Origin of the sequence: Phenylobacterium sp. SCN 70-31, assembly GCF_001724605.1 — a bacterium.
Taxonomy (GTDB): Bacteria; Pseudomonadota; Alphaproteobacteria; order Caulobacterales; family Caulobacteraceae; genus Phenylobacterium.
Genome location: NZ_MEEX01000006.1, coordinates 89,534 through 115,710, shown reverse-complemented (window position 1 = coordinate 115,710; position 26,177 = coordinate 89,534). Strand labels below are relative to the sequence as shown.

At 69.6% G+C, this 26,177-nt stretch carries 28 protein-coding genes and 1 pseudogene; 18 read left to right on the top strand and 11 right to left on the bottom strand.

The genetic code is table 11. From position 1 onward, the window contains the following. The first annotated feature begins 28 nt into the window (after positions 1–28). Positions 29–517, top strand: a complete 489-nt coding sequence (locus ABS78_RS05895; protein WP_293376014.1) for a recombinase family protein — start codon at positions 29–31, stop codon at positions 515–517. A 6-nt stretch (positions 518–523) separates the two neighbouring features. On the opposite strand, the gene ABS78_RS05890 is transcribed toward ABS78_RS05895, so the two are convergent. Beyond that, positions 524–1,420, bottom strand: a complete 897-nt coding sequence (locus ABS78_RS05890; protein ID WP_293376012.1) for a LysR family transcriptional regulator — start codon at positions 1,418–1,420, stop codon at positions 524–526. A 95-nt stretch (positions 1,421–1,515) separates the two neighbouring features. On the opposite strand from ABS78_RS05890, the gene ABS78_RS05885 reads away from it, so the two are divergent. The 4 genes from ABS78_RS05885 to ABS78_RS05870 all read left to right on the top strand — a co-directional run bounded on the left by ABS78_RS05885 (position 1,516) and on the right by ABS78_RS05870 (position 5,656). Beyond that, entirely contained in the window at positions 1,516–2,508 is a 993-nt protein-coding gene (locus tag ABS78_RS05885) for an aldo/keto reductase (protein WP_293376010.1), read from the top strand. 80 nt (positions 2,509–2,588) lie between these two features. Then, positions 2,589–3,764, top strand: coding sequence for a VWA domain-containing protein (locus tag ABS78_RS05880; protein ID WP_293376008.1), 1,176 nt, complete (start codon positions 2,589–2,591; stop codon positions 3,762–3,764). 65 nt (positions 3,765–3,829) lie between these two features. Then, complete coding sequence (locus tag ABS78_RS05875; RefSeq protein WP_293376006.1) at positions 3,830–4,489, top strand: TetR/AcrR family transcriptional regulator; 660 nt, start codon at positions 3,830–3,832, stop codon at positions 4,487–4,489. Continuing rightward, positions 4,490–5,656 (top strand): MFS transporter, encoded by a 1,167-nt coding sequence (locus tag ABS78_RS05870; RefSeq protein ID WP_293376004.1) that lies wholly within the window; start codon positions 4,490–4,492, stop codon positions 5,654–5,656. Here ABS78_RS05870 and ABS78_RS05865 read toward each other — a convergent pair. The 3 genes from ABS78_RS05865 to ABS78_RS05855 are packed head-to-tail and all read right to left on the bottom strand — an operon-like array spanning position 5,645 to position 9,957. Beyond that, positions 5,645–7,084, bottom strand: a complete 1,440-nt coding sequence (locus tag ABS78_RS05865) for a UdgX family uracil-DNA binding protein (protein ID WP_293376002.1) — start codon at positions 7,082–7,084, stop codon at positions 5,645–5,647. The genes ABS78_RS05870 and ABS78_RS05865 overlap by 12 nt on opposite strands. Continuing rightward, positions 7,081–8,307: a putative DNA modification/repair radical SAM protein gene (locus ABS78_RS05860; RefSeq protein WP_293376000.1), complete on the bottom strand. Its 1,227-nt coding sequence runs from the start codon at positions 8,305–8,307 to the stop codon at positions 7,081–7,083. Before ABS78_RS05860 ends, ABS78_RS05865 begins: the two co-directional genes overlap by 4 nt. A 54-nt stretch (positions 8,308–8,361) precedes the next feature. After that, a complete protein-coding gene (locus ABS78_RS05855) occupies positions 8,362–9,957 on the bottom strand; it encodes an NAD(P)/FAD-dependent oxidoreductase (RefSeq protein WP_293376331.1) in 1,596 nt (531 codons plus the stop codon). An 81-nt stretch (positions 9,958–10,038) separates the two neighbouring features. Between ABS78_RS05855 and ABS78_RS05850 the strand changes: the two genes are divergently transcribed. From ABS78_RS05850 to ABS78_RS05835, 4 genes are all read left to right on the top strand, one after another. Next, positions 10,039–10,917: a transglutaminase family protein gene (locus ABS78_RS05850; protein WP_293375998.1), complete on the top strand. Its 879-nt coding sequence runs from the start codon at positions 10,039–10,041 to the stop codon at positions 10,915–10,917. A gap of 35 nt (positions 10,918–10,952) precedes the next feature. Next, on the top strand, positions 10,953–11,099 hold the full coding sequence (locus ABS78_RS05845) for a hypothetical protein (RefSeq protein WP_293375996.1): 147 nt from the start codon (positions 10,953–10,955) through the stop codon (positions 11,097–11,099). Positions 11,100–11,183: 84 nt separating this feature from the next. Next, a complete protein-coding gene (locus ABS78_RS05840; RefSeq protein ID WP_293375994.1) occupies positions 11,184–11,795 on the top strand; it encodes a DUF6134 family protein in 612 nt (203 codons plus the stop codon). 229 nt (positions 11,796–12,024) lie between these two features. Further along, complete coding sequence (locus ABS78_RS05835) at positions 12,025–13,182, top strand: MFS transporter (RefSeq protein WP_293375992.1); 1,158 nt, start codon at positions 12,025–12,027, stop codon at positions 13,180–13,182. Here ABS78_RS05835 and ABS78_RS05830 read toward each other — a convergent pair. After that, complete coding sequence (locus tag ABS78_RS05830; protein ID WP_293375990.1) at positions 13,146–13,601, bottom strand: hypothetical protein; 456 nt, start codon at positions 13,599–13,601, stop codon at positions 13,146–13,148. The two genes, ABS78_RS05835 and ABS78_RS05830, sit on opposite strands and share 37 nt — an antisense overlap. Before the next feature lie 261 nt (positions 13,602–13,862). Here ABS78_RS05830 and ABS78_RS05825 point away from each other — a divergent pair, with 261 nt between their 5' ends. Both ABS78_RS05825 and ABS78_RS23890 read left to right on the top strand, forming a co-directional pair. Then, on the top strand, positions 13,863–15,191 hold the full coding sequence (locus ABS78_RS05825; RefSeq protein WP_293375988.1) for an MFS transporter: 1,329 nt from the start codon (positions 13,863–13,865) through the stop codon (positions 15,189–15,191). Between the two features lie 205 nt (positions 15,192–15,396). Further along, positions 15,397–15,855: pseudogene (locus tag ABS78_RS23890) on the top strand (GNAT family N-acetyltransferase); the annotation flags it as partial. Between the two features lie 25 nt (positions 15,856–15,880). Here ABS78_RS23890 and ABS78_RS05820 read toward each other — a convergent pair. The 6 genes from ABS78_RS05820 to ABS78_RS05795 all read right to left on the bottom strand — a co-directional run bounded on the left by ABS78_RS05820 (position 15,881) and on the right by ABS78_RS05795 (position 20,868). Further along, positions 15,881–16,453, bottom strand: coding sequence for an AAA family ATPase (locus ABS78_RS05820; RefSeq protein ID WP_293375986.1), 573 nt, complete (start codon positions 16,451–16,453; stop codon positions 15,881–15,883). A 2-nt stretch (positions 16,454–16,455) separates the two neighbouring features. Further along, entirely contained in the window at positions 16,456–17,532 is a 1,077-nt protein-coding gene (locus tag ABS78_RS05815) for a Glu/Leu/Phe/Val dehydrogenase dimerization domain-containing protein (RefSeq protein WP_293375984.1), read from the bottom strand. 59 nt (positions 17,533–17,591) lie between these two features. Then, positions 17,592–18,617 carry an alpha/beta fold hydrolase gene (locus tag ABS78_RS05810; RefSeq protein ID WP_293375982.1) on the bottom strand — a complete coding sequence of 342 codons (1,026 nt, stop codon included), beginning with the start codon at positions 18,615–18,617 and terminating at the stop codon, positions 17,592–17,594. A gap of 80 nt (positions 18,618–18,697) precedes the next feature. After that, complete coding sequence (locus tag ABS78_RS05805) at positions 18,698–18,952, bottom strand: DUF3253 domain-containing protein (protein WP_293375980.1); 255 nt, start codon at positions 18,950–18,952, stop codon at positions 18,698–18,700. Next, on the bottom strand, positions 18,952–20,100 hold the full coding sequence (locus tag ABS78_RS05800; RefSeq protein ID WP_293375978.1) for an acyl-CoA dehydrogenase family protein: 1,149 nt from the start codon (positions 20,098–20,100) through the stop codon (positions 18,952–18,954). The genes ABS78_RS05805 and ABS78_RS05800 overlap by 1 nt, the downstream gene beginning before the upstream one ends. A gap of 30 nt (positions 20,101–20,130) precedes the next feature. Further along, a complete protein-coding gene (locus ABS78_RS05795) occupies positions 20,131–20,868 on the bottom strand; it encodes a hypothetical protein (RefSeq protein WP_293375976.1) in 738 nt (245 codons plus the stop codon). 145 nt (positions 20,869–21,013) lie between these two features. On the opposite strand from ABS78_RS05795, the gene ABS78_RS05790 reads away from it, so the two are divergent. The 7 genes from ABS78_RS05790 to bla all read left to right on the top strand — a co-directional run bounded on the left by ABS78_RS05790 (position 21,014) and on the right by bla (position 26,160). Next, positions 21,014–21,478, top strand: a complete 465-nt coding sequence (locus tag ABS78_RS05790) for a PaaI family thioesterase (RefSeq protein WP_293375974.1) — start codon at positions 21,014–21,016, stop codon at positions 21,476–21,478. 78 nt (positions 21,479–21,556) lie between these two features. After that, positions 21,557–21,970, top strand: a complete 414-nt coding sequence (locus ABS78_RS05785) for a DUF2147 domain-containing protein (protein WP_293375972.1) — start codon at positions 21,557–21,559, stop codon at positions 21,968–21,970. A 90-nt stretch (positions 21,971–22,060) separates the two neighbouring features. Further along, positions 22,061–22,417, top strand: coding sequence for a hypothetical protein (locus ABS78_RS05780; RefSeq protein WP_293375970.1), 357 nt, complete (start codon positions 22,061–22,063; stop codon positions 22,415–22,417). Between the two features lie 66 nt (positions 22,418–22,483). Beyond that, positions 22,484–23,647 (top strand): glycosyltransferase family 4 protein, encoded by a 1,164-nt coding sequence (locus ABS78_RS05775; protein WP_293375968.1) that lies wholly within the window; start codon positions 22,484–22,486, stop codon positions 23,645–23,647. After that, complete coding sequence (locus ABS78_RS05770) at positions 23,647–24,645, top strand: glycosyltransferase family 9 protein (protein ID WP_293375966.1); 999 nt, start codon at positions 23,647–23,649, stop codon at positions 24,643–24,645. Before ABS78_RS05775 ends, ABS78_RS05770 begins: the two co-directional genes overlap by 1 nt. Before the next feature lie 106 nt (positions 24,646–24,751). Further along, complete coding sequence (gene infC, locus ABS78_RS05765) at positions 24,752–25,273, top strand: translation initiation factor IF-3 (RefSeq protein ID WP_293375964.1); 522 nt, start codon at positions 24,752–24,754, stop codon at positions 25,271–25,273. Then, a complete protein-coding gene (gene bla, locus ABS78_RS05760) occupies positions 25,273–26,160 on the top strand; it encodes a subclass B3 metallo-beta-lactamase (protein WP_293375962.1) in 888 nt (295 codons plus the stop codon). Before infC ends, bla begins: the two co-directional genes overlap by 1 nt. Positions 26,161–26,177: the final 17 nt, after the last annotated feature.

The following is a 26,177-nucleotide window of genomic DNA, read 5'->3' as shown; positions in this document are numbered from 1 at the left end:
CGGCGTACGGACTCGAACGGACGGGGGAATGTTGCGGATCGGCTACGTTCGGCTTCGGGACCCGACGGCCCAAGAGGACACGGCGCTTCTCAAGGCGGCCGGCTGCCAGGTGGTCCGCGCCGAGGAGCCGGGCGCTGCGGGGCAGACGCTCAACACCATCCTCGACTTCATCGGTGCGGGCGACCAACTCGTGGTGCGCCGCCTGGATCGTCTGGGCTTGACCGGTCGCGGGCTGCTCGAGGCTATCGAACGGCTCGACGCCCGTGCGGCCAGCCTGTTCGTCGTCGAGCCGGAACTGTCGAGCGTCGGCGCATCGGGAACGGCCCTGAGAGCGGTCGTCGCGGCCGTGGCCGACCTGGAACCGGCGACGCGCCGGCGACGCCCCGCCGCGGCGACCCACGAGATCTTCGCCCTCCAGCGGGCCGGTGTCGGCCCTGTCGAGATCGCCCGGCGCCTGGGCGTCTCGCGGATGACCGTCTGGCGCAAGCTCAAGGCGGTCGAGTCCGCAGGCGCCTGACATCCTTCACCGCCTCCGGCGCGCCTGCACGAAGTCCACAAAGGCCCGCAGGGGCGAGGGCATGGTCCGTCGACTGGGGTAATACAGGTAGGGGCCGGGAAAGGTCTCCGACCAGTCGGCCAGCACCTCCACCAACGCCCCGGACTCCAGGTGCGGTCGGGCGTAGCCGTCGAAGGTGGGGACAAAGCCGGTCCCGTCGATCGCCGCCCTTAGCAGCATGTGGACATTGCCGCTCACCAGTCGGGCCGCCGGCGTGATCTGCACCGCCTCGCCATCGCGCTCGAACTCCCAGGCCGGTTCGGCGCCGCTGGGAAAGCGAACGCGAAGGCATGGACGGTCCATGAGGTCGCGAGGATGCTGCGGGGCGCCGACGCGGGCGATCAGCGAAGGCGCCGCGGCGACCACGAACCGCTGCGGCGGGCCGAGCGGGACGGCGATCATGTCCTGCGCGAGGCTTTCACCCCAGCGCACGCCGGCGTCGTATCCGCCGGCCACGATATCGACGAAACGGGTCTCGCTGGTTACCTCCAGGCGGACGGCCGGATAAGTGGCGAGGAAGTCGGCCACCAGCGGCGCCAGCACCAGTTCGACGGCCGGCTCGGGCGCATTGATGCGCAGGGCGCCCTGCGGCTCCGCCTGGGCCGCGCGGGCCGCGGCGACGGCCTCGCCGATCTCGAACAAGGCGGGCTGCAAGCGCGCCAGCAGGGCTGCGCCGGCGTCGGTCAGCGCCACACTGCGGGTGGTGCGATTCAGCAGGCGGACGCCCATGCGGGACTCCAGTTCCCGGACGGCCTGGCTCAGCGTCGACGCCGAAACGCCCCGCTCGATGGCGGCGCGGCGGAAGTTGCGATGTCGGGCGACGGCGGCGAAGCTGTCGAGCGCGTAGAGGTCCGGCCGGTCCATTGTTCGTTTTTCCGCACAGTGCGCGCGAGACAATGCCGATTATCTCGGAGAATGTGCAGCCCCAGATTGGGGTCATCCAACGAAGGAGACCCACCATGCAGACCCGCAGGCTTGGAAACACCGGCCCCATCGTCTCGGCCGTCGGTCTGGGCGCCATGGGCATGTCCGACATGTACGGCGACGCCGACCGGGCCGAGAGCCTGGCCACCCTCGATGCAGCCGTCGAAGCCGGGATCACCCTGATCGACACCGGCGACTTCTACGGGATGGGCCACAACGAGATGCTGATCGGCGAGGCCCTGAAGCGCCACGACCGCGACCGGCTGGTCCTCAGCGTCAAGTTCGGCGCCCAGCGCGGGCCCGACGGCGGCTGGCTGGGCTACGACGCGCGACCCGCGGCGGTGAAGACCGCTCTGTCCTACACTCTGCGCCGCCTGGGCGTGGACCATATCGACATCTACCGCCCGTCCCGTCTCGACCCGACCGTGCCCATCGAGGACACTATCGGCGCCATCGCCGACATGGTCCGGGCGGGCTACGTCCGCCACATCGGGCTGTCGGAAGTGGGCTCCGAAACGATCCGGCGCGCGGCGGCCGTGCATCCCATCGCCGACCTCCAGATCGAATACTCGCTGATCTCGCGCGGGATCGAGGACGGGATCCTGGCCACCTTGCGCGAACTGGGCATCGGGGTGACGGCCTATGGCGTGCTCGCCCGCGGGCTCATCGGCGGCCACATGACGGCGCCAGACGGCGGTCGCGACATCCGCGCCTTCAGCCCGCGGTTCCAGGGCGACGCCCTGGCGACGAATCTGGCCCTCACCGAAGCCCTCCGGACGGCGGCGGCTCAGATGGGCCTGACGCCGGCGCAGGCGGCCATCGCCTGGGTGGCGGCCCAGGGCGACGACATCGTCCCGCTGGTCGGCGCGCGTCGCCGCGACCGGCTGACCGAAGCGCTGGGCGCGATGGAACGGCCTCTGTCGGCGGACGCGCTGAGCGCCCTGGAGCGTGCGGTTCCGAAGGGAGCGGCTGCGGGGGACCGGTATCCGAGCGCCCTGATGGGGTCCCTGGACAGCGAACGCGGCTGACCCGACACACTGGACATCGGGGATCGCAACCCCCATCCTCGGGTTCAAACGACCGTTCGACACCCGAGGGGCCTTCCCCGATGTTCATGCGCTTCTTCACCGAGCTCCGCGAAGCCAAGTTGCCCGTGACGCTCAAGGAATACCTCGCCCTCATGGAGGCGATGGACAAGCAGGTCATCGATCGGACGGTCGACGACTTCTACTATCTGTCGCGCACCGCCCTGGTGAAGGACGAGAAGAACCTCGACAAGTTCGACCGCGTCTTCGGCCATGTCTTCAAGGGCCTGGAGAACGTGAGCGACGAGATCGCCCACGACATCCCGGCCGAGTGGCTCAAGCGTCTGTCCGACCGTTTCCTCACCGACGAGGAGAAGGCCCAGATCGAGGCCATGGGCGGCTTCGACAAGCTCATGGACGCGTTGCAGGAACGCATGCGCGAGCAGAAGGAGCGTCACGAAGGCGGCAACCGCGCCATCGGCACGAACGGGACTTCGCCCTTCGGCGCGGGCGGCTATCATCCCGAGGGCGTGCGGATCGGCCAGGAAAAGGGCCGCCACGGACGCGCCGTGAAGGTCTGGGACAAGCGCGAGTACAAGAACCTGGACGATCAGGTCGAACTCGGCACGCGCAACATCAAGGTCGCTCTGCGCCGCCTGCGCAAATGGGTGCGCGAGGGCTCGGCCGAAGAACTCGACATGGGCGCGACCATCAAGGGCACGGCCGAGAAGGGCTATCTCGACATCAACCTGCGCCCCGAACGGCGAAACAAGATCAGCGTTCTGATCTTCTTCGACATCGGCGGCTCGATGGACAGCCACATCAAGGTCTGCGAGGAGCTGTTCAGCGCCGCCCGCTCGGAATTCAAGAACATGGAGTTCTACTACTTCCACAACTGCCTCTACGAGAGCGTGTGGAAGGACAACCGGCGTCGGCACGCCGAGAAGATCAACACCTGGGACGTGCTCCACAAGTTCCCGCACGACTACAAAGTCATCTTCGTCGGCGACGCCACCATGAGCCCGTACGAGATCACCTATCCGGGCGGCTCGGTCGAGCACTGGAACGAGGAGGCCGGCGCCATCTGGATGGATCGCGTGGCCCAGATCTACGAGCGCATGGTGTGGTTGAACCCCACCGCTGAGCGGCACTGGGACTACACCCCCTCGATTGGTGTCATGAAGCAGCTCGTCGGCGACCGGATGTTCCCGCTGACCATCGACGGGCTGGAAAAGGCGATGAGGGAGTTGTCGCGCTGATCCACGCGCCTGTCGCGAAAACGTCGCGATCGGCTTAAGCTGAGTTCGGCTCACAAGGGATTCGCATGACCGATCCCCTACTTCAGGATCCTCACGACAGCGACGAGGCTCAGGCTGCGACCAAGGCGGCGGTGTTCAACGCCGCTGAGCGGCTGTTCGCCCTGCATGGCTTCCAGAACGTGTCGGTGCGCGACATCACCGCCGAGGCCGGGGTCAACCTGGCCAGCGTGAACTACCATTTCGGCTCCAAGGACGCCCTGCTGTTCGAGATCTTCCGGCGGCGCACGTCCGAGCTGAACCGCGAGCGCGCCCGCATGCTCCACGAGGCCACCGCCCGACACGCCGGCAGCCCGCCCGTGCGCGACATCCTGGAGGCCTATTTCGGCCCACCGCTGCGCTGGGGAACGCCCGACCACGACCGGCGGGTCTCGGCCCAGTTCATCATCCGCGCCCGATCCGAGGGCACGGCCGAGATGCGGGAAGTCCTGCGTAACGACGTGAGCCACCTGGAGCGGTTCGCCGCCGCCCTGATGTCCGCGCGGCCCGACCTGCCGAAGGAAGACGTCTACTGGCGCCTGCATTTCGTGCTGGGCATGGTCCACAACAACCGCTTCGCCGAATTCGACCGACTGCACCACCTTTCGGGCGGCCTGACGCGTGAGGGCGACACCGAGGCGCTGCTGGCCCGGATGCTGGATTTCGCCGAGGCTGGCTTCATGGCCTAGGTGAACCGGCTCCTCCTCGGCGCCTGCGCGCTCCGGTTCCTCGACAGCTTCGTTCTCATCGCGCCGTTCTACACGGTGATGTTCGCCGAGCAGGGCCTGACGCCCGGGCGGATCGGCGTGATCCTCGCCTCGTGGTCGGCGGTCTGCCTGGTGCTGGAAGTGCCTTGCGGGGTGCTGGCCGACCGGGTCTCGCGGCGCTGGCTCCTGGCCATCGCACAGTTCGTCCGCTGCCTGGGCTTTGTCGTCTGGCTGGCTTTCCCCGGCTTCTGGGGTTTCCTGGTCGGACTCATGCTCTGGGGTCTCAAGAGCGCGACTCTCTCGGGCGCGTTCGAGGCGGCACTGTTCGACGAACTGAAAGCGCTGGGACGCGAGACCGAGTACGTGCGGGTTCTGGGCCGAGCCCAATCGGCCCGCTTCGCCGGCCTCCTGACCGCGGCCCTCCTCGCCGCGCCGCTGGCGTCCCTGGGCTATCCCACCCTGATCGGCGGCAGCATCCTGGCCGGCGTCGCGGCCGGCGCGTCGGCGCTGTTGCTGCCCAAGGCGCCTCGCGCCGTTGTCGGCAGCGGCTGGAACACCCTGCGGCACCTTGGACGCGGCCTTCGCGAAGCCGCAAGCCTGCCGGGAATCCCCGCCCTCCTGGCGTTCATCGCCACCACCCAGGCGGTGGTTTCGGCCCTGGCCGACTACTGGCAGATCTTCGGCCAGCAGGTGGGCCTTCCAAAGCCCGCCATCGCGCTCTTCGTCGCCGCGCTCGCCGCCTCGGGCGTCCTGGCCGCCGCCGTTGCGCACCGCCTGCGCGGCCTGCCGACCCTGGCGCTGTGCCTGATGATCGCCGTGGCCGGAGGCTGCGTTGTCGCCGCGGCCCTGACCTGGCGACCTTGGTCGGTCATGCTGCCGGTGATCTACGTCGCCCTGTTCTGGCTCGTGGACGTGAACGCCGACGCCCGGTTCCACCACCGCCTTCAGGCCGAGACGCGCGCGACCGTCGCTTCGGTTAAGGGCTTCGTGATGCAGGGCGGTACGGTGATCCTGATGCTGGCGTTCGGCCTCGTCGCCGAAGCGGCCTCGTACCGAGCCGCCTTCCTCGCGTCCGGCGTCGTGGCCGCTCTGATCGGCCTGGGGTTCTTCGCCGCCGGCCTGCGCCGACGTCCCGCCTCAGGCGGCTAGGGACCAGGCGCTCTTCAGATCCGCGACGAACCCTTCGAACGCCGCCGCCTTGGCCGCGGCGTCCCGCAGGCGCAGCATGTACGAGGGATGCCAGGTGATCACCGCCTGCGTTCCGTCGGCCAGGGAAATCGGCGCGCCCCGGGCCTTGCCGACCGACGTCGCCTTGCCGATGACGCCCAGCGCCGCCGACGCGCCCAGGGCCACGATCACCTTCGGCCGCACCAGCGCACGCTCGGCGTCCAGCCACCAGCGACAGGCCGCGACCTGGCCCGCCGAGGGCGTCTTGTGGATGCGGCGCTTGCCCTGGAGTTCGTGCCGGAAGTGCTTGACGGCGTTGGTGATCCACACCGCGTCGCGCGGGACGCCGGCCTGCGCCAGAGCGCGGTCGAAAAGCTGGCCCGCCGGTCCCACGAACGGCCGGCCGGCAAGGTCCTCCTGGTCGCCGGGCTGCTCGCCGACGAACATGATCCGGGCCGCCCCGGCCCCCTCGCCCGCCACCCCCTGCGTCGCGTCGCGCCACAGATCGCAGCGACGGCAGCCCGAAACGCCCGCCGCGACGGCCTCCAGGCTCTGTGGCGGATCGTCGGACGGCCCCGCCGCCCCGGCGCGCGGAACCCCAGCGATCCGGCGGGCGGGTTTCGAGGCGGGCGCGGCGACCATCTGGCGGGTCCGGTCCTGGGCGTTGGCGACGAGCTCCGGAATGAGCGCCGCCTCGGGCAGGTTCCGCCAGTAGCGCCTGGGCATCTCCTTCGTCATCGCATCCACCTTCAGGCGGGCCGGATTGAAGATCGAGGCGTAGTAGGTGCGCCAGTCGTCCTCCAGCGAGTCGGCTCGCGGCGCCGCCGCGGCGTCGGCGCCCGGCGTGAAGCCGAGGTTCTGCGTATCCCAATGCACGCAGACGTCCGGCGTCAGGATCGAGAACCGCATGTTGGCGAACCTCCGGACGAAGAACGGCGCGGTGGCCTCGGCCACGCGGTGGGCCGGCTCGAACCAGGCCACGAAGGCCTCCCCAGCCGCATCGCGCACCGCCCTGAAACGGACGAAGGCCTTCATCTTGTGGGCCGCCCGGTCGACGTCACGCGCCAGAGCCTGAACCCGCCAGACGTCCGCGTCCGACGCATCGCGCATCAGCCGGGGCTCGTCCTTCAACCGCCAAAGCAGGCGGTAGAGCAGGCCGAACCGCTCGTCCGAGCGGTTCAGGACGGCCCGCTCCGCCACGGCCACGAAATCGCGCGAGACGGTGAATCCTTCCCCCGCATCGGCCTGGCCAACCCCGACCTCCGATGTGATGTCGGCCGCGAACAGGTTTCCCCCGCCCTCCACCGCCCAGAACACGTCTTCGGGCGCCACGCCCTCGGCCCGAAGGCGCCGGGCCGCTTCGCGCCAGCCGGCGAGGTCCGTCTCGTGCGCCAGCCGCACCACTCTCATGCGAAGAGATCGGGCTGGAACGGCTCCAACTGCGCCCGAAGTCCCACGCTGTCGGTCAGGCCGCCCGGCGACCAGTCGGCGGCGACGACGAACGGCTTGAGGGTTTCCAGGCTGCGCGAGATGCGTTTCAGGTCGGCCAGTTCCAGTCGCTTCAGCCGGCGCGCCGCCAGAATACGGTCCGCGCCTCGCACGCCCAGGCCCGGCACGCGCAGCAGCATCTCGCGGTCGGCCGTGTTCACATCGACCGGAAAGTCCTCGCGCCGTCGTAGCGCCCAGGCCAACTTCGGATCGACGGTCAGGTCGAGGTTTGCGTCCTCGTCCAGGATTTCGGCGCGGCCGAAGCCATAGATCCGCATCAGCCAGTCGGCCTGATAGAGACGGTGCTCCCGCACCAGCGGCGGCGGCTTGAGCGGCAGCCGCGCGGCCGCCTCGGGGATGGGCGAGAAGGCCGAATAGTAGACCCGCCGCAACCGGTAGGCGCCGTAGAGCGTCTCGCTGCGCCTCAGGATCTCGCCGTCGCTGGCGCCGTCGGCGCCCACGATCATCTGGGTGGACTGGCCGGCCGGCGCGAACCTCGGCGGCCGGGCCTTGCGCGCCGGCTCGCGGGCGGCGTCCTCGGCGAGACGCACGGCGCCCATGGCCCTGCGGATGCCCGGCGCGTCCTTTTCGGGCGCGAGGCTCTCGAGGCTGTCGTCGCGCGGAAGCTCGATGTTGATCGACACCCGATCCGCGTAGAGCCCCGCTTCGCTCACCAGCGCCGGCGACGCCTCGGGAATCACCTTGAGGTGGATGTAGCCGCGGAAATCGTGGGTCTCGCGCAGCGCCCGGGCCACGCGGACGATCTCCTCCATCGTGTAATCCGGGTTGCGGATGATCCCCGACGACAGGAACAGGCCCTCGATGTAGTTCCGCCTGTAGAACCCCAAGGTGAGATCGACCACCTCGTCCGCCGTGAACCTCGCCCGAGGCGTGTTCGAACTGACCCGGTTCACGCAGTAGGCGCAGTCGTAGACACAGAAGTTCGTCAGCAGGATCTTCAGAAGGCTGATGCACCGCCCGTCCGGCGCATAGGCATGGCAGATGCCCATGCCGCCATCCGTCGACCCCATCCCGCGTCCGCCCCGCGAGTCCCGTTTCACCGACCCCGACGACGCGCACGAGGCGTCATATTTCGCGGCGTCCGAAAGGATCGCGAGCTTCTGCCTGAGCGTGAGGGCGGCCATGCGCGAAGGATAGTGTTCTCCATTTGTTCATGCAAGCGGCGCCGATGCTCGTCGTCAGATCCGGCGGCGGCGGAAATCCTTCAGGATCTCGGCGGCCGCATTGTGGCCCGGCGCGCCGGTCACGCCGCCGCCGGGATGCGTGCCCGCGCCGCACTGGTAGAGCCCGCGGATAGGCGTCCGGTAATCGCCCGCGCCCAGCACGGGACGGGCCGAGAAGAGCTGATCCAGGCTGAGCCGGCCATGCATGATGTCGCCGGCCACCAGGCCGAAGGTCCGCTCCAGGTCCAGCGGCGACAGGATTTGCCGGCCCAGCACCGATTGCGCGAACCCGGGGGCATGGGCGTCCACCGTCGCGATCATCAGGTCGGCGACCTCGTCGCGACAATCGTCCCAGGAGCGGCCGTCCGGCAGCTCGGGCGCGACGTGCTGACAGAACAGGCTCGCCACATGGGCTCCGGGCGGCGCCAGGGTATCGTCCAGTGTCGAGGGGATCAGCATCTCCACGATCGGGGCTTGCGACCAGCCGTTCGCCCGCGCGTCGTGGAAGGCGCGCTCCATGTAGGCGAGGCTGGGGGCGACGATGATCCCCGCGGTGTGGTGGTCGCCCCGCTCAGGCCGGACGGTGAAGCGCGGCAGTTCCGACAGCGCCAGATTCATCCGGAAGGTCCCCGACCCCGACCGATAGCGGCCGATTCGCTCGGCGAAGTCGGTCGGCTGCACGCCCGGGTCCACCAGCGTCCGGAAGAGAAGCTGCGGGTGCAGGTTGGAGACCACGGCCCGCGCGGCCAGCACCTCGCCCGCTTCGGTCACGACGCCCGTGGCGCGACCTTTCACCGTCCGGACTTCGGCCACCGCCGTTCCCGTGCGGACCTCGACGCCGCGCGCCCGGCAGCAGGCGGCCATCGCCTCGGTGATCGCGCCCATCCCGCCGATGGCGTTGCCCCACGCGCCCTTCTTCCCGTTCACCTCGCCGAAGACGTGGTGCAGCAGGACGTAGGCCGATCCCGGCGTATAGGGGCTGGCATAGGCCCCCACCACGCCGTCGAAGCCGTAGGCCGCCTTGATCGGGTCGCTCTCGAACCAGCCGTCCAGCCAGTCGCCCACCGACTGGGCCAGGAGGGCGAGCAGATCGCGTTTGGCGGTCAGGTCGAGGCGGGTCAGCCTGCGACCGATCGCGACGCTCTTGAGCAGGTCCGGCGCCGCCTGCGCCCAGCCGTCCTCGACCAGGTTCGGCGGCGTCACCAGCACCAGTTCGCGCAGCACGTCGGCCACCGCCTCCAGACGCGACCAGTAGGTCGGCAGCCGCTCGGCGTCGCGCGCCGAGAAGCGGGCCGTCTCGGCCTGTGTCAGCCCGTCGCCCACGCAGAAGCCATCGCCGTCCAGCGGCAGGAAGTTGGCCATTCGCCGCTCGACCACCTTCAGCCCGTGGCGCGCCAGATCCAGGTCGCGGATCACCTTGGGATTGAGCAGCGATACGGTGTAGCTGGCCGTGGAGTTGCGGAAGCCGGGGTGGAATTCCTCGGTCACCGCCGCCCCGCCCACCACGGCGCGCCGCTCCAGAACCGTCACCTTCAGCCCCGCCGCGGCCAGATAGGCCGCACAGGTCAGGCCGTTGTGGCCCCCGCCGATCAGGATCACGTCCCGCGCCATGCCCGCCGATGGCACGCCCCGGAACGCGCCGCAACGCCGGTATCGGGTGGAACCGGCCGCCTCCCTGGCCATTCCGACGGGATGGCCCGCCTGTCGATCCGCCACGAAACGCTCTACGCCTATGCGCGGCCCGTGGCGTTTGCGCCCCACCGCCTGCTGGTTCGGCCGCGCGACAGCCACGCCATCCGCGTCGTCGACGCCGTCCTCACGGTCTCCCCGCCCGGCGACGTCCGCTGGCTGTACGACGCGCTCGGCAACTCCGTATGCAGTTTCACGCCCGGCGGCGAGAGCACCACCTTGTCGATCGTGAGCGAGTTGGTGATCGAGCGTTTTCCCGCCCGGCTTTCGGACCCGCGCGTGGAAGATCCACGCACGGCGACCCCGATCGTCTACGCGCCCGCCGACCGCGCCATCCTGTCGCCGTTCGTCGATCCGGTCACCGAGGATGCCGAAGAGCACCTCCTGCGCTGGGTGCGCGAGCAGATGGGCAGCCCCCAAGAGCCGGCCCTGGATTTCCTGCTGCGGCTGAACCGCGCCATCCACGGGGGCTTCGAATACCAGCCCCGGGACGTCGGCGCGGCGCAGGAGCCGGCGCAGACCGTACGCCTGAGGTCGGGGACGTGCCGCGATTTCGCCTGGCTGATGGTCGAGGCGCTGCGGCGGCTGGGGTATGCGGCCCGCTTTGTGACCGGCTACCTGTTCTCGCCCGCCCATGAACAGGTTCGCGGCGCCGGCGCAACCCACGCCTGGTGCGAAGTCTTCCTCCCGGACCTGGGCTGGACGGAGTTCGACCCGACCAATGCGCTGGCCGAGAGCCCGGACCTGATCCCGGTGGCGGCCGCCCGTGCGCCGCAGGACGCCACGCCCGTCAGCGGAGCCATCTACGGGGACCCAGGGGACACCCGGCTGACCGTTCACGTGGATGTGCGCGCGTCCGATTCGCTTCCGGCCGCTGCGTGAGTCAGAAATCACATCGCAAGAAGGAGAACAGGGCGATGACCCGAGGCCTCCAGCAGCAACCCCCCAGCCAGGGCTGGGTCTTTCCGAAATCCTGCGCCTCACCTCAGCACGGCCAGAAGCCGGCCTCCCGGCCCATTCCGGCGCCCGAGCCGCGCAGCTACAAGCCGCGTCCGGGACACTGATGGATCCAAAGGACGCTGGCACGCGTATCGGTTCGCGCTAGAAACTCGCGACACGCGCCCAGAACCCGCGCCCGGAGGCCAATCATGACCGACCGCCTGCTGATCGCCCGCCGCGGCCTGATCCTCGCCGGCGCAGGCCTCGCCCTCGCCCCGTCCTCTTTGGCCGCCCAGCCGCCGCGCCTGGCCTTCTCGGTCTTCCGCAACGGCACGAAGGTGGGCGAACACATGATGACCTTCTCGGGCGACGACGCGAACCGTGTCGTCAACACCCAGGTCGACATGACGGTCAAGATCGGGCCCGTCCCCGTCTATCGCTACAAGCACTCGGCTGTGGAACGCTGGGCCGACGGCCGTTGGGCCAGTATCGAGACCACCACCAACGGCAACGGGAAGATCTACAAGGCGTCGGGCCGGGCCATGGACGGGTTTGTCCAGCTCACGGGGCCCAAGGGCGCCAGCCGCGGCCCCGCCGACGCCATGCCGCTCAGCCACTGGAACCAGGCGGCCTTCCGCCGGCCCCTGTTCAACCAGCAGGAAGGCGCGCTGCTGAAGGTGCGGTGCGCGCAGGTGAAGCCCGGCCATTGGCAGATCCGCGGCGAGGCCGAGATCGACGACTTCTACGACGCCCAGGGCAACTGGCTGGCGCTGAAGGGCAAGCTCGAGGACGGTTCGACCCTGGAGTACAAGCGGATCTAGAATCCGGGACGCTTGGCGCGCCGCAGTCGCGGTCCGCCGAACCGAAAGTCGGTTTTCGCGAACGTCAGCTTTCCGGCGCGGTTGCATGAGCCGCGACCTCGCGGCATCAATTCCTCATGTGTCCCGGCTGCGAACGCCTCAGGGGTTAAGAGCCCCCGCCGAACCCAAGGCTCCCCGCAAGACGCGGGCGTGAGCCTTTGCGCGCACTCCTCTTCCGGGCGTTCCTTCCATGAGCTTCTTCGGCAACGGCGCGGTGAACCGCGTCAATCTGCACACCGTCGTCCAGGCCCTGTCCGAGGGCGCTGGCGGCGTCTTCGTCCTGGTCTTCCTGCTGCAGGCGGGCGTGCCTGCGCCGCTGGTCCTGTGCGCCATGGCCGCGCTGACGGCGGGCCGCTTCGTCCTGCGCCCCGTGGTTCTGCCCCTGGCCCGGCGTATCGGTCTGCGGCGCACGCTGATCCTGGGCACGGTGGGCGAGGCGGCCGTCTTTCCGCTTCTGCCTCTGGTGGCCGGCGTCGACGGCTACTTCCTGGCGTTCGTGCTCATCGGTCCGATCGGCAGCGTGCTCTACTGGACCTGCTATCACGCCTACTTCGCCGCCGTGGGAGACGACGAACACCGGGGTAGCCAGGTCGCCCTGCGGACCGCGCTCACCTCGATCGTGGGCGTGATCGCGCCGTTGCTGGGCGCGGGCCTGCTGGCGGCGGGCGGCCCCTGGTTGGCTTTCCTGGCCGCGGGCGCCATCCAGATCCTGGCCGCCGCCCCCCTGGTCGGGGCGCCCGAGGTTCCGCTGGCGGCGCCCAGCCGCGAACCGCTGAAGGGGGTGGTCACGGGCGCGGCGCTGTCGGCCTGCGACGGCGTCTTCGCCGGGGGGTACTTCTTCGTCTGGCAGATCGCCCTCTTCACCGCCCTGGACGGAAGCTTCACCGCCTATGGCGGCGCCATGGCGCTCGCGGCGTTGGTGGGCGCCGGATTCAGCCTGTGGATCGGCAAGCGGATCGACGCAGGCACCGGCCGCTCGGCCATCGTCATCGCCTTCCTGGTGGCCGCCACAGTGCTCATGTTCCGCGCCGTCAGCATCGGCTCGCCGGGCCTGGCGGTGACGGCCAACGCGGTCGGCGCCCTGGTGACGGCGGTGTGGATGCCGGCCCTGGGCGCCCCGATCTACAATCTGGCCAAGGCCTCGGCCTGCCCGCTGCGTTTCAACGTGGCGACCGAGGGCGGGTGGGACGTGGGCTGCGGCGGAGCGTGCCTGATCGGGGCCGCGATGATCTGGGGCGGCTTCACCTATGCGGCGCCTGTTCTGCTCGGGCTGGCGGGTGCGACGGCCGCATTCGCCATACTGTGGCGCCGCTACGGCCGGGTCGAAACCAGGGCCTTGTCCACATAGGCCTCGAACGCGGTCCGGGCCGTCGTGAGGCAGCCGTCCACCTGGGCCACGGTGACGATCCCGTCGAAGGCGGTCATGTCGGTTTCGGGACAGACCTTGCCCAGTCCCGGCGCCGCGCGACGTACGCGCGGCGGGCCGACCAGCATCTTCAGCACCGCCACGCGGTCTTCGTTGACACTGGCGTACTGCCGGCGCGGCACGATCACTTGGCCCGCCGCGCCGTTCAGCCGGACCACCTGTCCGGCGGTGTCGATGAGGACCACCGACTTGCCCGGCGCGATCTGGACCAGGGTTCCGGCCGCGAACTCCTGGCCGCGCGCCACACCCGGCTCGGTCGAGGACACGACGACGAAATCCGCCGCATGGGCCACCCCGGCGACCAGGATGGCCGCGACGGCGCCAAGAACCACAGATCTCATCGACAAATTCCTCCGACGCACCGCGACATTGGCCTCCGACGCACCCCGACATTGGGCAGGCGCCGCGGCGGCGGTCAAGCACGCTCGCCCCTCAGGCTGGCCGATGCGGCCCACGGCCCATTGCGCGCCCCGCGATTCCTCCTAGCATAGGACGCGGATCGGCTCCGCACGGACCGGACCTTCGAAAACAGGCCGGCGAAACAGGTCAGTGTCAGGGAGCCGTTGGACGCGGGCGCGAAGACCCGTGGCGCGGGCGAGGGATTGGACGCCAAACTCGAGGAAAACGACTCCGACGCCGCGATCGCCGCGGCGGTGACAGACGATCTCGCGGAACGCGAGGCCGCCTACGAGAAGTTCGTCTGGGACAACCTGCGTCGCAACTATCTCGGCAACTACCTCCACGGCATGCTGGGCATGACCGGCTTCCGGCTGGTCAACGCGCCCACCTTCCTGCCGGCCTATCTCTTCGCCGTATCGGGATCGAACGGCATCGTCGGACTGGGGCTGGCGCTCCAGCAACTCGGCGGCGTGATCTCGCCCATCTTCGGCGCCACCAAGATCGAGCACCGCACCAAGGTGATGCCCGCCGCCGTCTGGATGGGCAGCCTGGGGCGGCTGGCCATCCTGGGCATGGCGCTGGCCGGGTGGTTCCTGAGCGGCCAGCCGCTCGTCTGGGCGCTCCTGTTCTTCATCCTCATGTTCGGCGTCTTCATGGGCGCGCAGCGGGTGGTGTTCAGCCTGCTGATGTCCAAGGTGATCCCGATCAGTCGGCGCGGCCGGCTCCAGGCCTGGCGTAACGCCACCGGAGGCCTGATCGCCGCGATCCTGGCCTGGGTGGCGGGCAAGTACTTCATCGAGCCGGACCTGTTCGGCAACGGCTACTCCACCACCTTCCTCTTCGCCTTCTTCCTGACCAGCCTGGGCCTGTGGGCGCTTCAGATCCTGCTGAAGGAGCCCGAGCCGCCCACCACCCGACCGCAGGCCCGCTTCCGCGACCGTCTGCGGGAGTTCCCGGCCCTGATCGCCCAGGATCGGGCCTACGGCTTCTTCCTGCTGGTCCAGATGCTGGCCACCTCGGCCCGCATCGCCACGCCGTTCTACATCCTCTACGTCGGTCGCCAGATCGGCGCCGATGGGGCGACCATCGGCCTGCTCACCTTCGCCTTCCTCGGGGCCGACACCGCCTCGAACCTCCTCTGGGGCTATCTGGGCGACAAGACGGGCTTCAAGCTGGTGCTGACGATCTCGCTGATCGGGTGGACCATCGCGACCCTGATGCTGCTCAACTTCCACCACGGCGCCGCGGTCTTCGCCGCATTCGCGGTCCTGGGCGCCTCGCTCAGCGGCTACATGATGGCCTCCCAGACCATGATCCTGGAGTTCGGAAGCCGCGACGACCTGCCCATGCGCATCGCCGTCTCCGCGACGGCCGAAAGTATCACCGCGACCGCCGGCCCCCTGGCCGGCGGGATCATCGCCGAGCTGTTCGGCTACGACGTCGTGTTCGTGGCGTCCCTGGGCTTCCTGGCCGCCGCCTTCGTGATCCTCGTGACGGCCGTCCGCGACCCGCGGCGAAAGCTCGCCGTCTGACCCACCTCCGTGCTATGGCTGCGGACATGGTTCGCATGGTCGCCAATCCGTCCGGTCGCCCGAACGCCACCCTCGCGGGGCGTCCGAACGGCCGAGCGTGCAGACGCGCCTAGCCTTCCCGGACCCGCCCCGCCGAACCGGCCGGGGCTCCAGCGATCCAGGAAGGTGCCCGTTCCGGCCTCCGGCTCAGACCGTAGAGAGACCGATGGACCACCGCATTCCCCTCCCCCCGACTCCCATCCTCGAGACCGCCCGTCTCATCCTGCGACCGCTGCAGGACCACGACGTCCCGGCGATCCAGCGTATCTTCCCGCAGTGGGAGGTGGTGAAACACCTGAACGCGGCCGTGCCCTGGCCCTACCCCGACGACGGCGCCGCGACGAACATGGCCATGTGCCTCGATCAGCGTGCGAAGGGCGAAAAATTCTTCTGGGCGATCACGCTCAAGGATGACGACGAACTGCGCGGCAGAATCGACCTCTGGCCCGGCGACGCCCAGGTCCGGGACTCGCGCGGCTTCTGGCTCGATCCGCGGCTGCATGGCCAGGGCTTGATGACCGAGGCGGCCGACGCGGTGACCGACTACGCCTTCCGCATACTGGGCTGGCCCGAGCTCTGGCTCAGCAACGCCCAGGAGAACATCGGTTCGCACCGCATCAAGGAAAAGCAGGGAGCCGAACTGGTGGACGTCACGCCCGGAATCTACGTCGGTGGCCCAGGCGTGCGCGAGACCTGGGTCCTGCGGCGGGAGGTCTGGCTGGCGCGGACCGCCTCCCCGTCGAAATCACCTCGGCGACACAGGCCTCGGCGTCGCGGCCGGCGGTGTCGACGACCACCCGTTCGCGGCTCCACGGCCGGTAGTCGCGCTCAACGACCTCCCGCCAGGTCGGCGGCGTCAGGCCCGGGATGTCCGTCTCCCGCGTTTCCACCCGGCGACGATGTTCGACGGTGTCGCGACAGACGATCTCGACCTCGGTCACCTGGGCGCCGGCGTCCAGCCCCGCTGCGCGCCAGGCGTCCCGCGTCTCCATCCAGGGGTTCACGCTGTCCCCCACCACGTCCAGGCCCAGGCGCAGGTTGTCCCGGGCGAGGGCGTAGGCCGCCTGGTAGCCGGCGCCTTCCACAGGGGTGTCCACATCCGCGATCGCCGTCTCGATCGTGTCGATACGCAGCCAGACCGCACCGATCCGTCGGGCCAGTTCGCGGGCTATGGTGGTCTTGCCTGAGCCCGGCAGACCGGCAAGGACGATCAGCCGGGGCATGGTCAAGCCGCCGCGCGCTCGGCTGCGGCGCCCGCGATACGCGCCCTGGCGATGGCGTTGGCGACATCGTGTGTCGGGCGGCGCTCGCGCTGAGCCTGGTCCAGCACTTCGTCCAGGGTCGACATCAGGCGCTCCAGCCGGGCGTCCACCCAGGCGGGATCGAAGGCCTCGCCCCGCTCCAGGGCCCGGATCTCGCCGGCCACGTTGATGATGCCGCCACCGTTGATCACATAGTCCGGTGCGTAGAGGATTCCCCGGCGGAACAGCTCCTGACCGGCCTCGGGGCCGGCGAGCTGATTGTTGGCCGCCCCGGCCACCACCCTGGCCCTCAGGTGCGGTATGGTGTCGAGGCTGACGGCGCCGCCCATGGCGCACGGGGCGAAGACGTCGCAGTCCACGTCGAAGATGGCGCTGGGAGCCGCGGTCTCGGCGTCCGTCTCGGCCGCCACCCGACGCAGCGCCTCGCCGTTGACGTCGGTTAGGACCAGCTTCGCGCCGGCCGCGCGCAGCTTCTTCGCCAGGTGCTCGCCCACATGGCCCACGCCCTGGATCGCCACGCGGACGCCGTCCAAGTCCCGACCCAGCGCCCGGCGAACGCACAGGCGGACGCCACGGAACACGCCCTCGGCCGTCACCGGGCTGGGATCGCCCGAGGCGGCCGGGTGGTCGTCCAGACCCGCCACATAGCGGGTGCGCCGCCGCGCGTGCGCCAGGTCCGCGGGCGAGACGCCGACGTCCTCGGCCGTCCAGTACTTGCCGCCCAGGGCCTCCACCGCCTGGCCGAAGGCCTCGAACAACGCCGGGGTCTTCTGGGTGCGGGAGTCACCGATGATCACACTCTTGCCGCCGCCCAGCTCCAGATCGGCCATGGCGTTCTTGTAGGACATGGCCCGCGACAGGCGGAGGGCGTCGGTCAGCGCCTCCTCCGCGCTCGCGTACGGCCACATTCGGCAGCCGCCGGCGGCCGGTCCGCGGGCGGTCGAATGCACGGCGATGACGCACTTCAGTCGCGACGCCTCGTCGGCGAAGGCGTGGACGCCCTCATGACCCTCGAAGGCCGGAGAATCAAACAAAGTCATGCCTGACGACCTTCAATCATGGGGGTGAATTTTCGGCGTCTACGACGAACGAAGGCATGTCATAATCCCGCCGCATGCCGCGCCCCGTCCGCTTTGTCGGACGCCCCTGGCGAGCCCGGGATGGGCGGCGCATCCGACGGCAGCGGAGCCTCCGGATCGCGAAGGAAAGCCAGGACATCGGCGATCACCACCTCCCGCTGGAGGTCGCGTGTCAGCAGGTGATGGCCCTGGGCGTAATAGGCCGTGCGATCCGAGGCGTTCAGGTTCCGGACGGCGCGGAAGGCGGCCTTCTTCGGCACGATCTGATCGTTGGCGCCATAGAGATAGAGGGTCGGCAGGTCGTCGTCGCCCACCCTGTCGGCCGCACGGTCCATCAGCTTCACCAGACCGTAGAGGGTGTCGGACCGCGCGCCCCAGATCATCAGGCGGTCCCGCCCCATGCGGACCAGTTCCTCACGGTTATCGGTCGGACTGATGCGGTCGGTCACCCAGCGCGGCGGCGTGTAGACCTTGGAGGCGGTGAAGTTGGCCGCCAGCCACAGCAGGGTCTTGTTGGGCAGCGGCTGGGTCCTGAAGCCCCAGACGCCTGGCGCGAGCAGCACCAGCCGGTCGGCGGCCGGCGGATTGTCGTCCGCGAACGCCACGGCGGCCACGGCGCCGCCCATGCTCTCGCCCACGACCGCGACGACGGCCCCGGGGTGCCGGGCGCGCGCGAGCGCCGTCACCGTCCGCAGATCCTCGACCATCAGGCCCTCGCCGGCCCACACGCCCCGCTGCGGCGAGCGGCCGAAGCCACGCTGATCGTAGGCGTAGGTGGTGACGCCGGCCTTGGCCCACTCGGGCGCGGCCAGATTGAAGGCGTTGGCGTAGTCGTTCATGCCGTGCGCCGCCACGATCACCGCCCAGGGCTCGCCGTCGGCGGCCCAGGTGGTCAGGCCCAGGGCCGCGCCATCGAAACTGACGACACGATCGGCCTCGATCCGCGGCCCCTGGAAACCGGGCGGCGGCGTCGCCGCTTGCTGGCGCAGCATCGGCGCACAGGCCGACAGCGCGAACAGCAACAGGATCAGGGCCAGGCGGGTCATCTCGGGGATGGACTATAGCCTACGGCCGCAACCTCGGGAAAAGCCCCCGGCCTTAAGGCGAGGGCGATGTCGCGGGCGGGTCAGGCCGCCCCGTCGGGCTGTGGCAGGCGCATCCGCCACACGCCCTTGAAATCGTCCGGATCCGCCGGCTTGCCGTGGCGCAGGATCACCAGTCGCCCGCTGCGGGCCAGACCGATCGCCACGGCCCGCACCTTGCCCAGTTCCCGCCGCCAGCCGGTTGCGTCCAGGGCCCGGGCCACCTCTTCGGGCGAGACGGACTTGCCGGCCGGCAGCTTGGCCAGGAGATCGAAGATGGCCGTCTCCACGGGGTCCATCAGCCGCCCCGCTTCAGCGTCTCGCGGGCGATGATCACCTGCTGAATCTGGCTGGTGCCCTCATAGATCCGGAAGATGCGTACGTCGCGGTAGAAGCGCTCGATGCCGTAGTCCGCGATGTAGCCGGCCCCGCCGAAGATCTGCACCGCGCGGTCGGCCACCCGGCCCACCATCTCCGAGGCGAAGTACTTCGCCGCCGCCGCCTCCATGGTGACGTTCTGGCCGGCGTCGCGCTTGCGGGCGGTTTCGAGGGTCAACGCCTTGGCGGCCAGCGCCTCGGTCTTCGAGTCGGCGATCATCCCCTGGAGGAGCTGGAAACTCGACAGCGGCTGGCCGAACTGCTTGCGCTCGGACGCATAGGCCACGCAGTCGGCGATCAGACGCTCGGCCACGCCGATGCAGACCGACGAGATGTGCAGGCGACCGCGATCCAGCACCTGCATGGCCACCTTGAAGCCCTCGCCCTCGGCGCCGATCCGGTTCTCGGCCGGCACCCGGACATTGTCGAAGAACACCTCCGAGACGTGGGCCCCCTGCTGGCCCATCTTCTTCTCGGACTTGCCCACGGTAAGACCAGGGCTGTCGCGCTCGACCAGAAAGGCCGAGACTCCGCCGCCACCCGGCTTCGCGGGATCGGTGCGGGCCATCACGGTGAAGAGGTGCGCCTTGTTGGCGTTGGTGATGAAGCGCTTCGCGCCGTTCAGCACATAATGGTCCCCGTCCTTGACCGCGCGGGTCTGGACGTTGGCCGAGTCGGACCCGGCCTCGGGCTCGGTCAGGGCGAACGAGGTGACGATCTCGCCCGAGGCGATGCCCGGCAGGAACTTCTCCTTCTGGGCCTCGGTCCCGAACATCACCAGCGCCTGCGAGCCGATGCCCACATTGGTGCCGAACGCCGACCGGAACGCCGGGCTGGTGCGCCCCAGTTCGATCCCCACCAGGCACTCGTCCTCCATCGAGAGGTCCAGGCCGCCGTAGGACTCCGGGATCGAGAGGCCGAAGAGGCCCAGGCTCTTCATCTCCTCGATGACGTCGTCGGGCATGGCGTCGTCTTCCGCCACCTTGGCCTCGAGCGGACGCAGGCGCTCGGTCACGAAGCGGCGGACGGTTTCGATGAGCTGGTCGCGGGTTTCGGCGTCGAGCGCCATGGGTTGATCCCCCTCTCGGTCTTCAGCGCCTCAAGGACAGGCGCGGGTGGTCGTGGATGTCTTGAAGCGGCTGAGACCGACGCCGACGACCGGCCGTCGCCAGGTCTCGGTGCGGACCGACCGCGCCGCCACCGCGCAGACCGGCGCCTCGGCGGCGATGACCTTGCCACCGCTGTAGACGAGGGCGATGGCGCGGTAGTCGAGGGCCTTGTCGGTCTGGTTCCAGATCTTCATCAGCGTGGCGCGCACCTCGGCCGAACCGTCGAGGGCGACGGCCACCTGGCCGTCCGGGGGCGCATCGAACGCTTCGACGACCTTGCCCGGAGGATGAGCGGCGGCGAGCCGTCCGTCCTCTACGCCGATCAGCACCGGCCAGCCCCGGTCGTCGAGCCGGAACAGCGCCCGCTGGCCCAGCACGACCTGGAGCGTCTCGCCGTCGGCCTTCGTGCGGGCCTCGACGTCCAGCGTCGCGCGCGCGGCCTGATCGGGCCCGTCTTCCGGCTTGATCCCATGCTGCGCCGTCGCCCCCGGTGACGAACCAGGCGGTGGACCGGGCGCGGCCTCGACGTCTTCCTCAGGCTTCGCCGCGTCCGGCGCTGGCGCCGACGCCTCGACGGTGCGCTCGTCCAGACCGGGCGCCTCGGTCACGGCCGGCCGATCGCGCGGCGCCGTGGCCACGGGACCGTCGTCCGGCGCTGCGCCGGGCCTCGCGACGGGCGCGGGCTGGGCGGCGGCGAGCGCGAGCAGGGCGATGAAGGGCGCGGGCATTCATCCTCGGGCGGTGCGGGCGCGCAAACTAGTGGGACGGCCGTCGCGGGGCAAACGGTAAGCGCCGGCCCCTTTTCGATCTCTCCCTCGCGTGCTTAGAGGCCGGCAGGCACGAACAGAACAGAAAAACGGGGATGGCCGGAGCATGGACGGCGGCGACAACCAGACCAGCTACGCGTCGAAGCTGACGCAGATCACCCAGGGCGAATGGGCGGGCTGGTCCTGCTATCCCGGCGGCGACCCCTACGAGGACCTGGCCGGCCCCTTCTACTTCCGTATCGGCGACGACGGCCGGCCGGTCTGCGCGTTCCGCGCCGAGCACAAGCACATGAACGGCGGCATGTTCATGCACGGCGGCTGCTACATGACCTTCGCCGATTTCTGCCTGTTCGTGATCGCCCGAGACCACTTGCAGGACAGCCATTCGGTGACCGCGACGTTCAGTTGCGAGATGGTGGGCGCGGCGCGCATCGGCGACCTCATCGAATGCACGGGCGAGGTGGTGAAGGGCGGTCGCAGCCTGGTGTTCGTGCGCGGGATCATCGCTACGGGCGGCGAACCCCTGATGAGCTTCTCCGCCTCGCTCAAGAAGACACGCCCGCGCAACTGATGCACGGACGCCACAGTATGTGCGGCATACCGGACCGGTCTTGAAAAAGCCGAGGTCCCGGGCGACCTAAGCGCGACCATGTTTCGTAGAACCCTGATTTCCACCGCCCTCGCCGCCGTTGCGCTGGCCACGCCCGCCGCCTCGGCCGCCCAACCCAGCGGCGTGGAGGGCGTGTGGCGGAATCCGAAGAACTCCGTGCATATCCGCATCCAGCCCTGCGGCGAGCATCTGTGCGGCTACGTCGTGTGGGCGACCGAGGATGCCAAGGAGGATGCGCGCAAAGGCGGTACGGCCAACCTTGTCGGCTCCCAGCTCCTGCGCAACTTCTCGCCCAGCAAGAGCGGCTCGTGGCGAGGCCGGGTGTTCGTGCCGGACCTCAACGCCACGTTCTCGGGCTCGGCCCAGCTCGTTGACGAAAACACCTTGCGGGCCCGCGGCTGCCTGATCGCCGGCCTGGGCTGCAAGTCCCAGAACTGGAAACGCATCAGCTAGGCGCGAATTCGACGGGACTGGACTTGGACGGCCAAGCGGCCCAGCCTTTCGCCAAGCCGGCCGCGAGAGCCGGCTGAAGGGAGAGGCAGCATGATCACGGCCGCGTGCCACTGCGGCGCCGCCGTCCTGACGGCGCCCGCCGCGCCCACCGAAGTGACCGAGTGCAACTGCTCGATCTGCCGCCGCCTCGCGGCGCGTTGGGCCTACTATCCGCCAGCGGAGGTCGGCTTGCCCGCCCCGGCGGCGACCCAGGTCTATGTCTGGGGCGACCGCATGCTGGCCTTCCATCGTTGCAGAGCCTGCGGCGTCGCCACCCACTGGCAGAGCCTGAACGGCGCCCGCGACCGCATGGCGATCAACACACGGCTCGTGGACGGCCTCGACTGGTCGACGATCCGGGTGCGCCGGTTCGACGGCGCCGAGACGTGGCGCTACCAGGACGACTGAGACCCGGCGCCGGCCGTCCAGGGCGGGTGTTCTTCGCGCCGCCGAAACAGTCTAGAGAAGGCCCTCGTGAGCCTGCCCCCCAACTTCACCCTGCTGCAGGTGGTGCCTGAGCTGGAGACCGGCGGCGCCGAGCAGAGCACGATCGACGTGGCCAGAGCCGTCGTACGGGCTGGAGGGACTGCGCTGGTCGCCACCCGTGGCGGCCGGATGGCGGCGCGGCTGGAATCGGACGGCGGGCGCATGGCCCAGATGCCGGTGCAAACCAAGAATCCCCTGACCATGCTGGGCAACGCCGCGCGCCTGGTGGGGCTGATCCGTCAGGAGAAGGTGTCGATCGTCCATGCCCGGAGCCGCGCCCCGGCGTTCTCGGCGCTGTGGGCGGCGCACGCCACGGGCACGCCCTTCGTCGCCACCTATCACGGGGTCTACAAGGCCCGGTCCGGATTGAAGCGCTGGTACAACGCCGTGATGACCCGCGGCGACCTCGTGATCGCCAACTCCGACTACACCCGTGACCATGTCCTGGCGGAACACGCCGTCGCTCCCGAGCGCCTGGTGACCATCCCGCGCGGCGTGGACCTGGAGCGGTTCGAGCCCGCCTATGTGACCGAGAGCCGGCTGAGCGCCTTGCGCGAGGCGTGGGGCGTGCAGGCCGGCGAACACCGAACACGCATCCTGCTGGCCGGGCGGCTGACGCGGATCAAGGGACACCTGACGATCATCGAGGCGGCGGCCCGACTGCGCGCCCGCGGCCGTCACGATTTCCTGATCCTGTTCGCCGGCGACGACCAGGGACGCACGGGCTACTCAGCCGAACTGGAGGCGGCGATCGCGGCGGCGGGCCTGGAGGATGCGGTGCGCATCGTCGGCCATTGCGACGACATGCCGGCGGCCTACCTGGTGGCCGACCTGGCCATCCTGCCCACCACCGTGCCCGAGTCCTTCGGCCGCACGGCCGTCGAGCCGCAGGTGATGGGACGCCCCGTCATCGCCTCGAACCACGGCGGCGTGACCGAGACCGTCCAGAACGGCGTCACCGGCTGGCTTGCGCCCGTGGGCGACGCCGAAGCCTGGGCCGAGGCCATCGCCCAGGCCATCGACGTCGGGCCCACCCGGCGGCTGGAGATGGGCGAAGCCGGACGTCGACGCGCCCGGCAGCTCTATTCGGTCGAAGCCATGTGCGAGCAGACCCTGGCCGCCTACCGCCGGGTTCTGGAGGCCCACGCCTGATGCCCCGCAACATAGCGCGCATCCTGGTGATCAAGCTGTCGGCCCTCGGCGATTTCGTGCTGGCCCTGGCCGCCATGAAAAAGATCCGCGAGGCCCACCCCAAGGCCCACATCACACTGCTCACCACGCCGCCATTCGAAGCCCTGGCCCGAAGCTGCCCCTACTTCAACGCCGTCGATACGGGCGGGCGGCCCCAAGGTCTCGCGGCGTGGCTGGATCTCCGGCGCCGGCTGAAGGCTGCGGGCTTCGAGCGGGTCTACGACTTGCAGACTTCCTCACAATCGAACCGGATTTTCCAGGCTCTTCGCCCCGGCCCGCCGGCCTGGTCGGGCGTCGCCTTCGGCTGCTCGATGCCGCACCGCAATCCCGACCGCGACAGGATGCACACCCTGGAGCGACAGGCGGACCAGCTCATGCACGCCGGCATCTGGCCCGACGCGCCGACCGAGCCCGGCTCCGCGCCGCCGCCCGACCTGTCCTGGATCCTCAAGGGCTCCGCGACCGCGCGGTCGACGCCGGGCGCCAACCGGCCTCGACCCTATGTGCTGTTCGTACCGGGCGGGTCGGCCCACCGAATGGACAAGCGCTGGCCGGTGGAGCGCTATTCCGAGCTGGCGCGCATCCTCTACGGCCGCGGCTTCGACATCGTCATCATAGGCGGGCCGCAGGAGACCGATCTGGCGCACACGATCCAGCGCACCACCCCGAGGGCGCGCGATCTGACCGGCCGCACGGACTTCGCCGCGGTCGCCGCGCTGGGGGCCCGCGCCGCGCTGGCGGTCGGCAACGACACCGGACCGCTCCATCTGGCCGCGGCGGCGGGAGCCCCCACGATCGTGCTGTTCTCGAAAGCTTCGGATCCGGCCCTCTCCGCCCCGCGCGGGCGGGTGGCGATCCTGCGGGCCGACGACCTCTCCGACCTCGCCGTGGCCCAGGTGGCGCAAGCCGCGCAGGCCCTTGTTCCGCCGCTCGCACGGCAGGGCGCGCTCGCGCCTTGATAGTGGACCGCGGCTGGCTCATATTCGACTTAGCGACCGGAGCGCTCGAAGCGTCCCGGCGTTTTTGCGTTGTAACGACCTAGGAGCCCTGCCTATTCGCCGCCCCATGCAAGCGCCGCCCGTCAAGGAAGGGCCGCGCATGAACCAAGACATCCGCGTGCCCCGCGTCCTCCTCATCGACCAGCACGGTGAGAAGCAGGGTGTGATGCCCACGTCCGCCGCCATCGAAGCCGCCGAGGAGGCAGGCCTCGATCTGGTCGAAATCGTGCCCAACGCGGATCCGCCCGTGTGCAAGATCCTGGATTACGGCAAGTTCAAGTTCCAGGAACAAAAGAAGAAGAACGAGGCGCGCAAGAAACAGAAGGTCGTAGAGCTCAAGGAAATCAAGCTCCGTCCCAACATCGATGATCACGACTACGACGTGAAGGCCCGGTCGATGCATCGGTTTTTCGAAGAAGGCGACAAGGTGAAGATCACCCTGCGCTTCCGTGGTCGCGAACTCGCCCACCCCGAACTGGGGATGAAGCTACTCCAGAAGGTCAAGGCCGACTTCGAGCCCATCGCCAAGGTGGAGTACGAGCCCCGCATGGAGGGGCGCCAGATGATCATGATCCTGGCGCCGCGGTAGTGCGCGCCCGCCAGCCTCTGGTTTCCGGAACGGCCGCTCTCGCAGCGGCCGTCTTCGTTTCCACCGCCCTCCCTTCGCCGGCGGCGGCCCAGCCTCGGGAAGCCCCGCGCAACGCTCCCGTCGGGCCGTTCAGGATCGGCGAGGGTCTCTACTATGTGGGCGGAAGCGACTATGCGGCCTATCTCATCGCCACCAAGGCGGGTCTGATCGTGCTCGACGGCGGCGACCAGGCCGTGGGCCGCCAGGTCGTCGGAAACATCCGCGCCCTGGGCTTCGATCCGGCCCAGGTGAAGATCCTGCTCAACTCGCATCAGCACTTCGACCACGCCGCCGGACTCGCCGAAATCCGCAAGGCCGCGCCGGACGCCCGCCTGTACGCCAGCGCCGCGGACGGTCCCATCATCGCCGCCGGCGGCAAGGGGGATCCCTTCCTGAAGGGCAAGCCGTTCGAGTACGAGCCCGTCCCCGTGGCCCGCACGCTGAACGACGGCGACAAGGTCACGCTGGGCGGATGGACGCTGACGGCCCACGTCACCGGCGGACACACGGCCGGCTGCACCACCTGGACCTTCCCGGTCACGGTGGCGGGCAAGGTGCGTCAGGCCCTCGTCCACTGCTCGTCCAGCGTGCTGCCGGGCTACAAGCTGGGCAAGACCGAGACCTATCCCGGCATCACGGCGGCCTACGAGAAGAGCTTCGGCACCTGGAGGGCCCTGCCCTGCGAGGTGTTCCTGGGCTCCCACGGCCGCTTCTTCGGCATGGACGCCAAACGCAAGGCCCTGGACGCGGGCAAGGCCGACGCCTTCGTCGATCCAGTCGGCTGCAAGGCCTTCTACGCCCAGCAGGAAGCGGTGTTCCGAGCCGAACTGAAGAAGCAGAACCCTTAGACTCCCGGCTCGCGGGC

Coding starts and splice junctions, on each gene's coding strand:
- ABS78_RS05895 (WP_293376014.1), top strand. CDS start 29: ATGTTGCGGATCGGCTACGTTCGGCTTCGGGACCCGACGGCCCAAGAG.
- ABS78_RS05890 (WP_293376012.1), bottom strand. CDS start 1,420: ATGGACCGGCCGGACCTCTACGCGCTCGACAGCTTCGCCGCCGTCGCC.
- ABS78_RS05885 (WP_293376010.1), top strand. CDS start 1,516: ATGCAGACCCGCAGGCTTGGAAACACCGGCCCCATCGTCTCGGCCGTC.
- ABS78_RS05880 (WP_293376008.1), top strand. CDS start 2,589: ATGTTCATGCGCTTCTTCACCGAGCTCCGCGAAGCCAAGTTGCCCGTG.
- ABS78_RS05875 (WP_293376006.1), top strand. CDS start 3,830: ATGACCGATCCCCTACTTCAGGATCCTCACGACAGCGACGAGGCTCAG.
- ABS78_RS05865 (WP_293376002.1), bottom strand. CDS start 7,084: ATGAGAGTGGTGCGGCTGGCGCACGAGACGGACCTCGCCGGCTGGCGC.
- ABS78_RS05860 (WP_293376000.1), bottom strand. CDS start 8,307: ATGGCCGCCCTCACGCTCAGGCAGAAGCTCGCGATCCTTTCGGACGCC.
- ABS78_RS05855 (WP_293376331.1), bottom strand. CDS start 9,957: ATGGCGCGGGACGTGATCCTGATCGGCGGGGGCCACAACGGCCTGACC.
- ABS78_RS05850 (WP_293375998.1), top strand. CDS start 10,039: ATGGCCCGCCTGTCGATCCGCCACGAAACGCTCTACGCCTATGCGCGG.
- ABS78_RS05845 (WP_293375996.1), top strand. CDS start 10,953: ATGACCCGAGGCCTCCAGCAGCAACCCCCCAGCCAGGGCTGGGTCTTT.
- ABS78_RS05840 (WP_293375994.1), top strand. CDS start 11,184: ATGACCGACCGCCTGCTGATCGCCCGCCGCGGCCTGATCCTCGCCGGC.
- ABS78_RS05835 (WP_293375992.1), top strand. CDS start 12,025: ATGAGCTTCTTCGGCAACGGCGCGGTGAACCGCGTCAATCTGCACACC.
- ABS78_RS05830 (WP_293375990.1), bottom strand. CDS start 13,601: ATGAGATCTGTGGTTCTTGGCGCCGTCGCGGCCATCCTGGTCGCCGGG.
- ABS78_RS05820 (WP_293375986.1), bottom strand. CDS start 16,453: ATGCCCCGGCTGATCGTCCTTGCCGGTCTGCCGGGCTCAGGCAAGACC.
- ABS78_RS05815 (WP_293375984.1), bottom strand. CDS start 17,532: ATGACTTTGTTTGATTCTCCGGCCTTCGAGGGTCATGAGGGCGTCCAC.
- ABS78_RS05810 (WP_293375982.1), bottom strand. CDS start 18,617: ATGACCCGCCTGGCCCTGATCCTGTTGCTGTTCGCGCTGTCGGCCTGT.
- ABS78_RS05805 (WP_293375980.1), bottom strand. CDS start 18,952: ATGGACCCCGTGGAGACGGCCATCTTCGATCTCCTGGCCAAGCTGCCG.
- ABS78_RS05800 (WP_293375978.1), bottom strand. CDS start 20,100: ATGGCGCTCGACGCCGAAACCCGCGACCAGCTCATCGAAACCGTCCGC.
- ABS78_RS05795 (WP_293375976.1), bottom strand. CDS start 20,868: ATGCCCGCGCCCTTCATCGCCCTGCTCGCGCTCGCCGCCGCCCAGCCC.
- ABS78_RS05790 (WP_293375974.1), top strand. CDS start 21,014: ATGGACGGCGGCGACAACCAGACCAGCTACGCGTCGAAGCTGACGCAG.
- ABS78_RS05785 (WP_293375972.1), top strand. CDS start 21,557: ATGTTTCGTAGAACCCTGATTTCCACCGCCCTCGCCGCCGTTGCGCTG.
- ABS78_RS05780 (WP_293375970.1), top strand. CDS start 22,061: ATGATCACGGCCGCGTGCCACTGCGGCGCCGCCGTCCTGACGGCGCCC.
- ABS78_RS05770 (WP_293375966.1), top strand. CDS start 23,647: ATGCCCCGCAACATAGCGCGCATCCTGGTGATCAAGCTGTCGGCCCTC.
- infC (WP_293375964.1), top strand. CDS start 24,752: ATGCAAGCGCCGCCCGTCAAGGAAGGGCCGCGCATGAACCAAGACATC.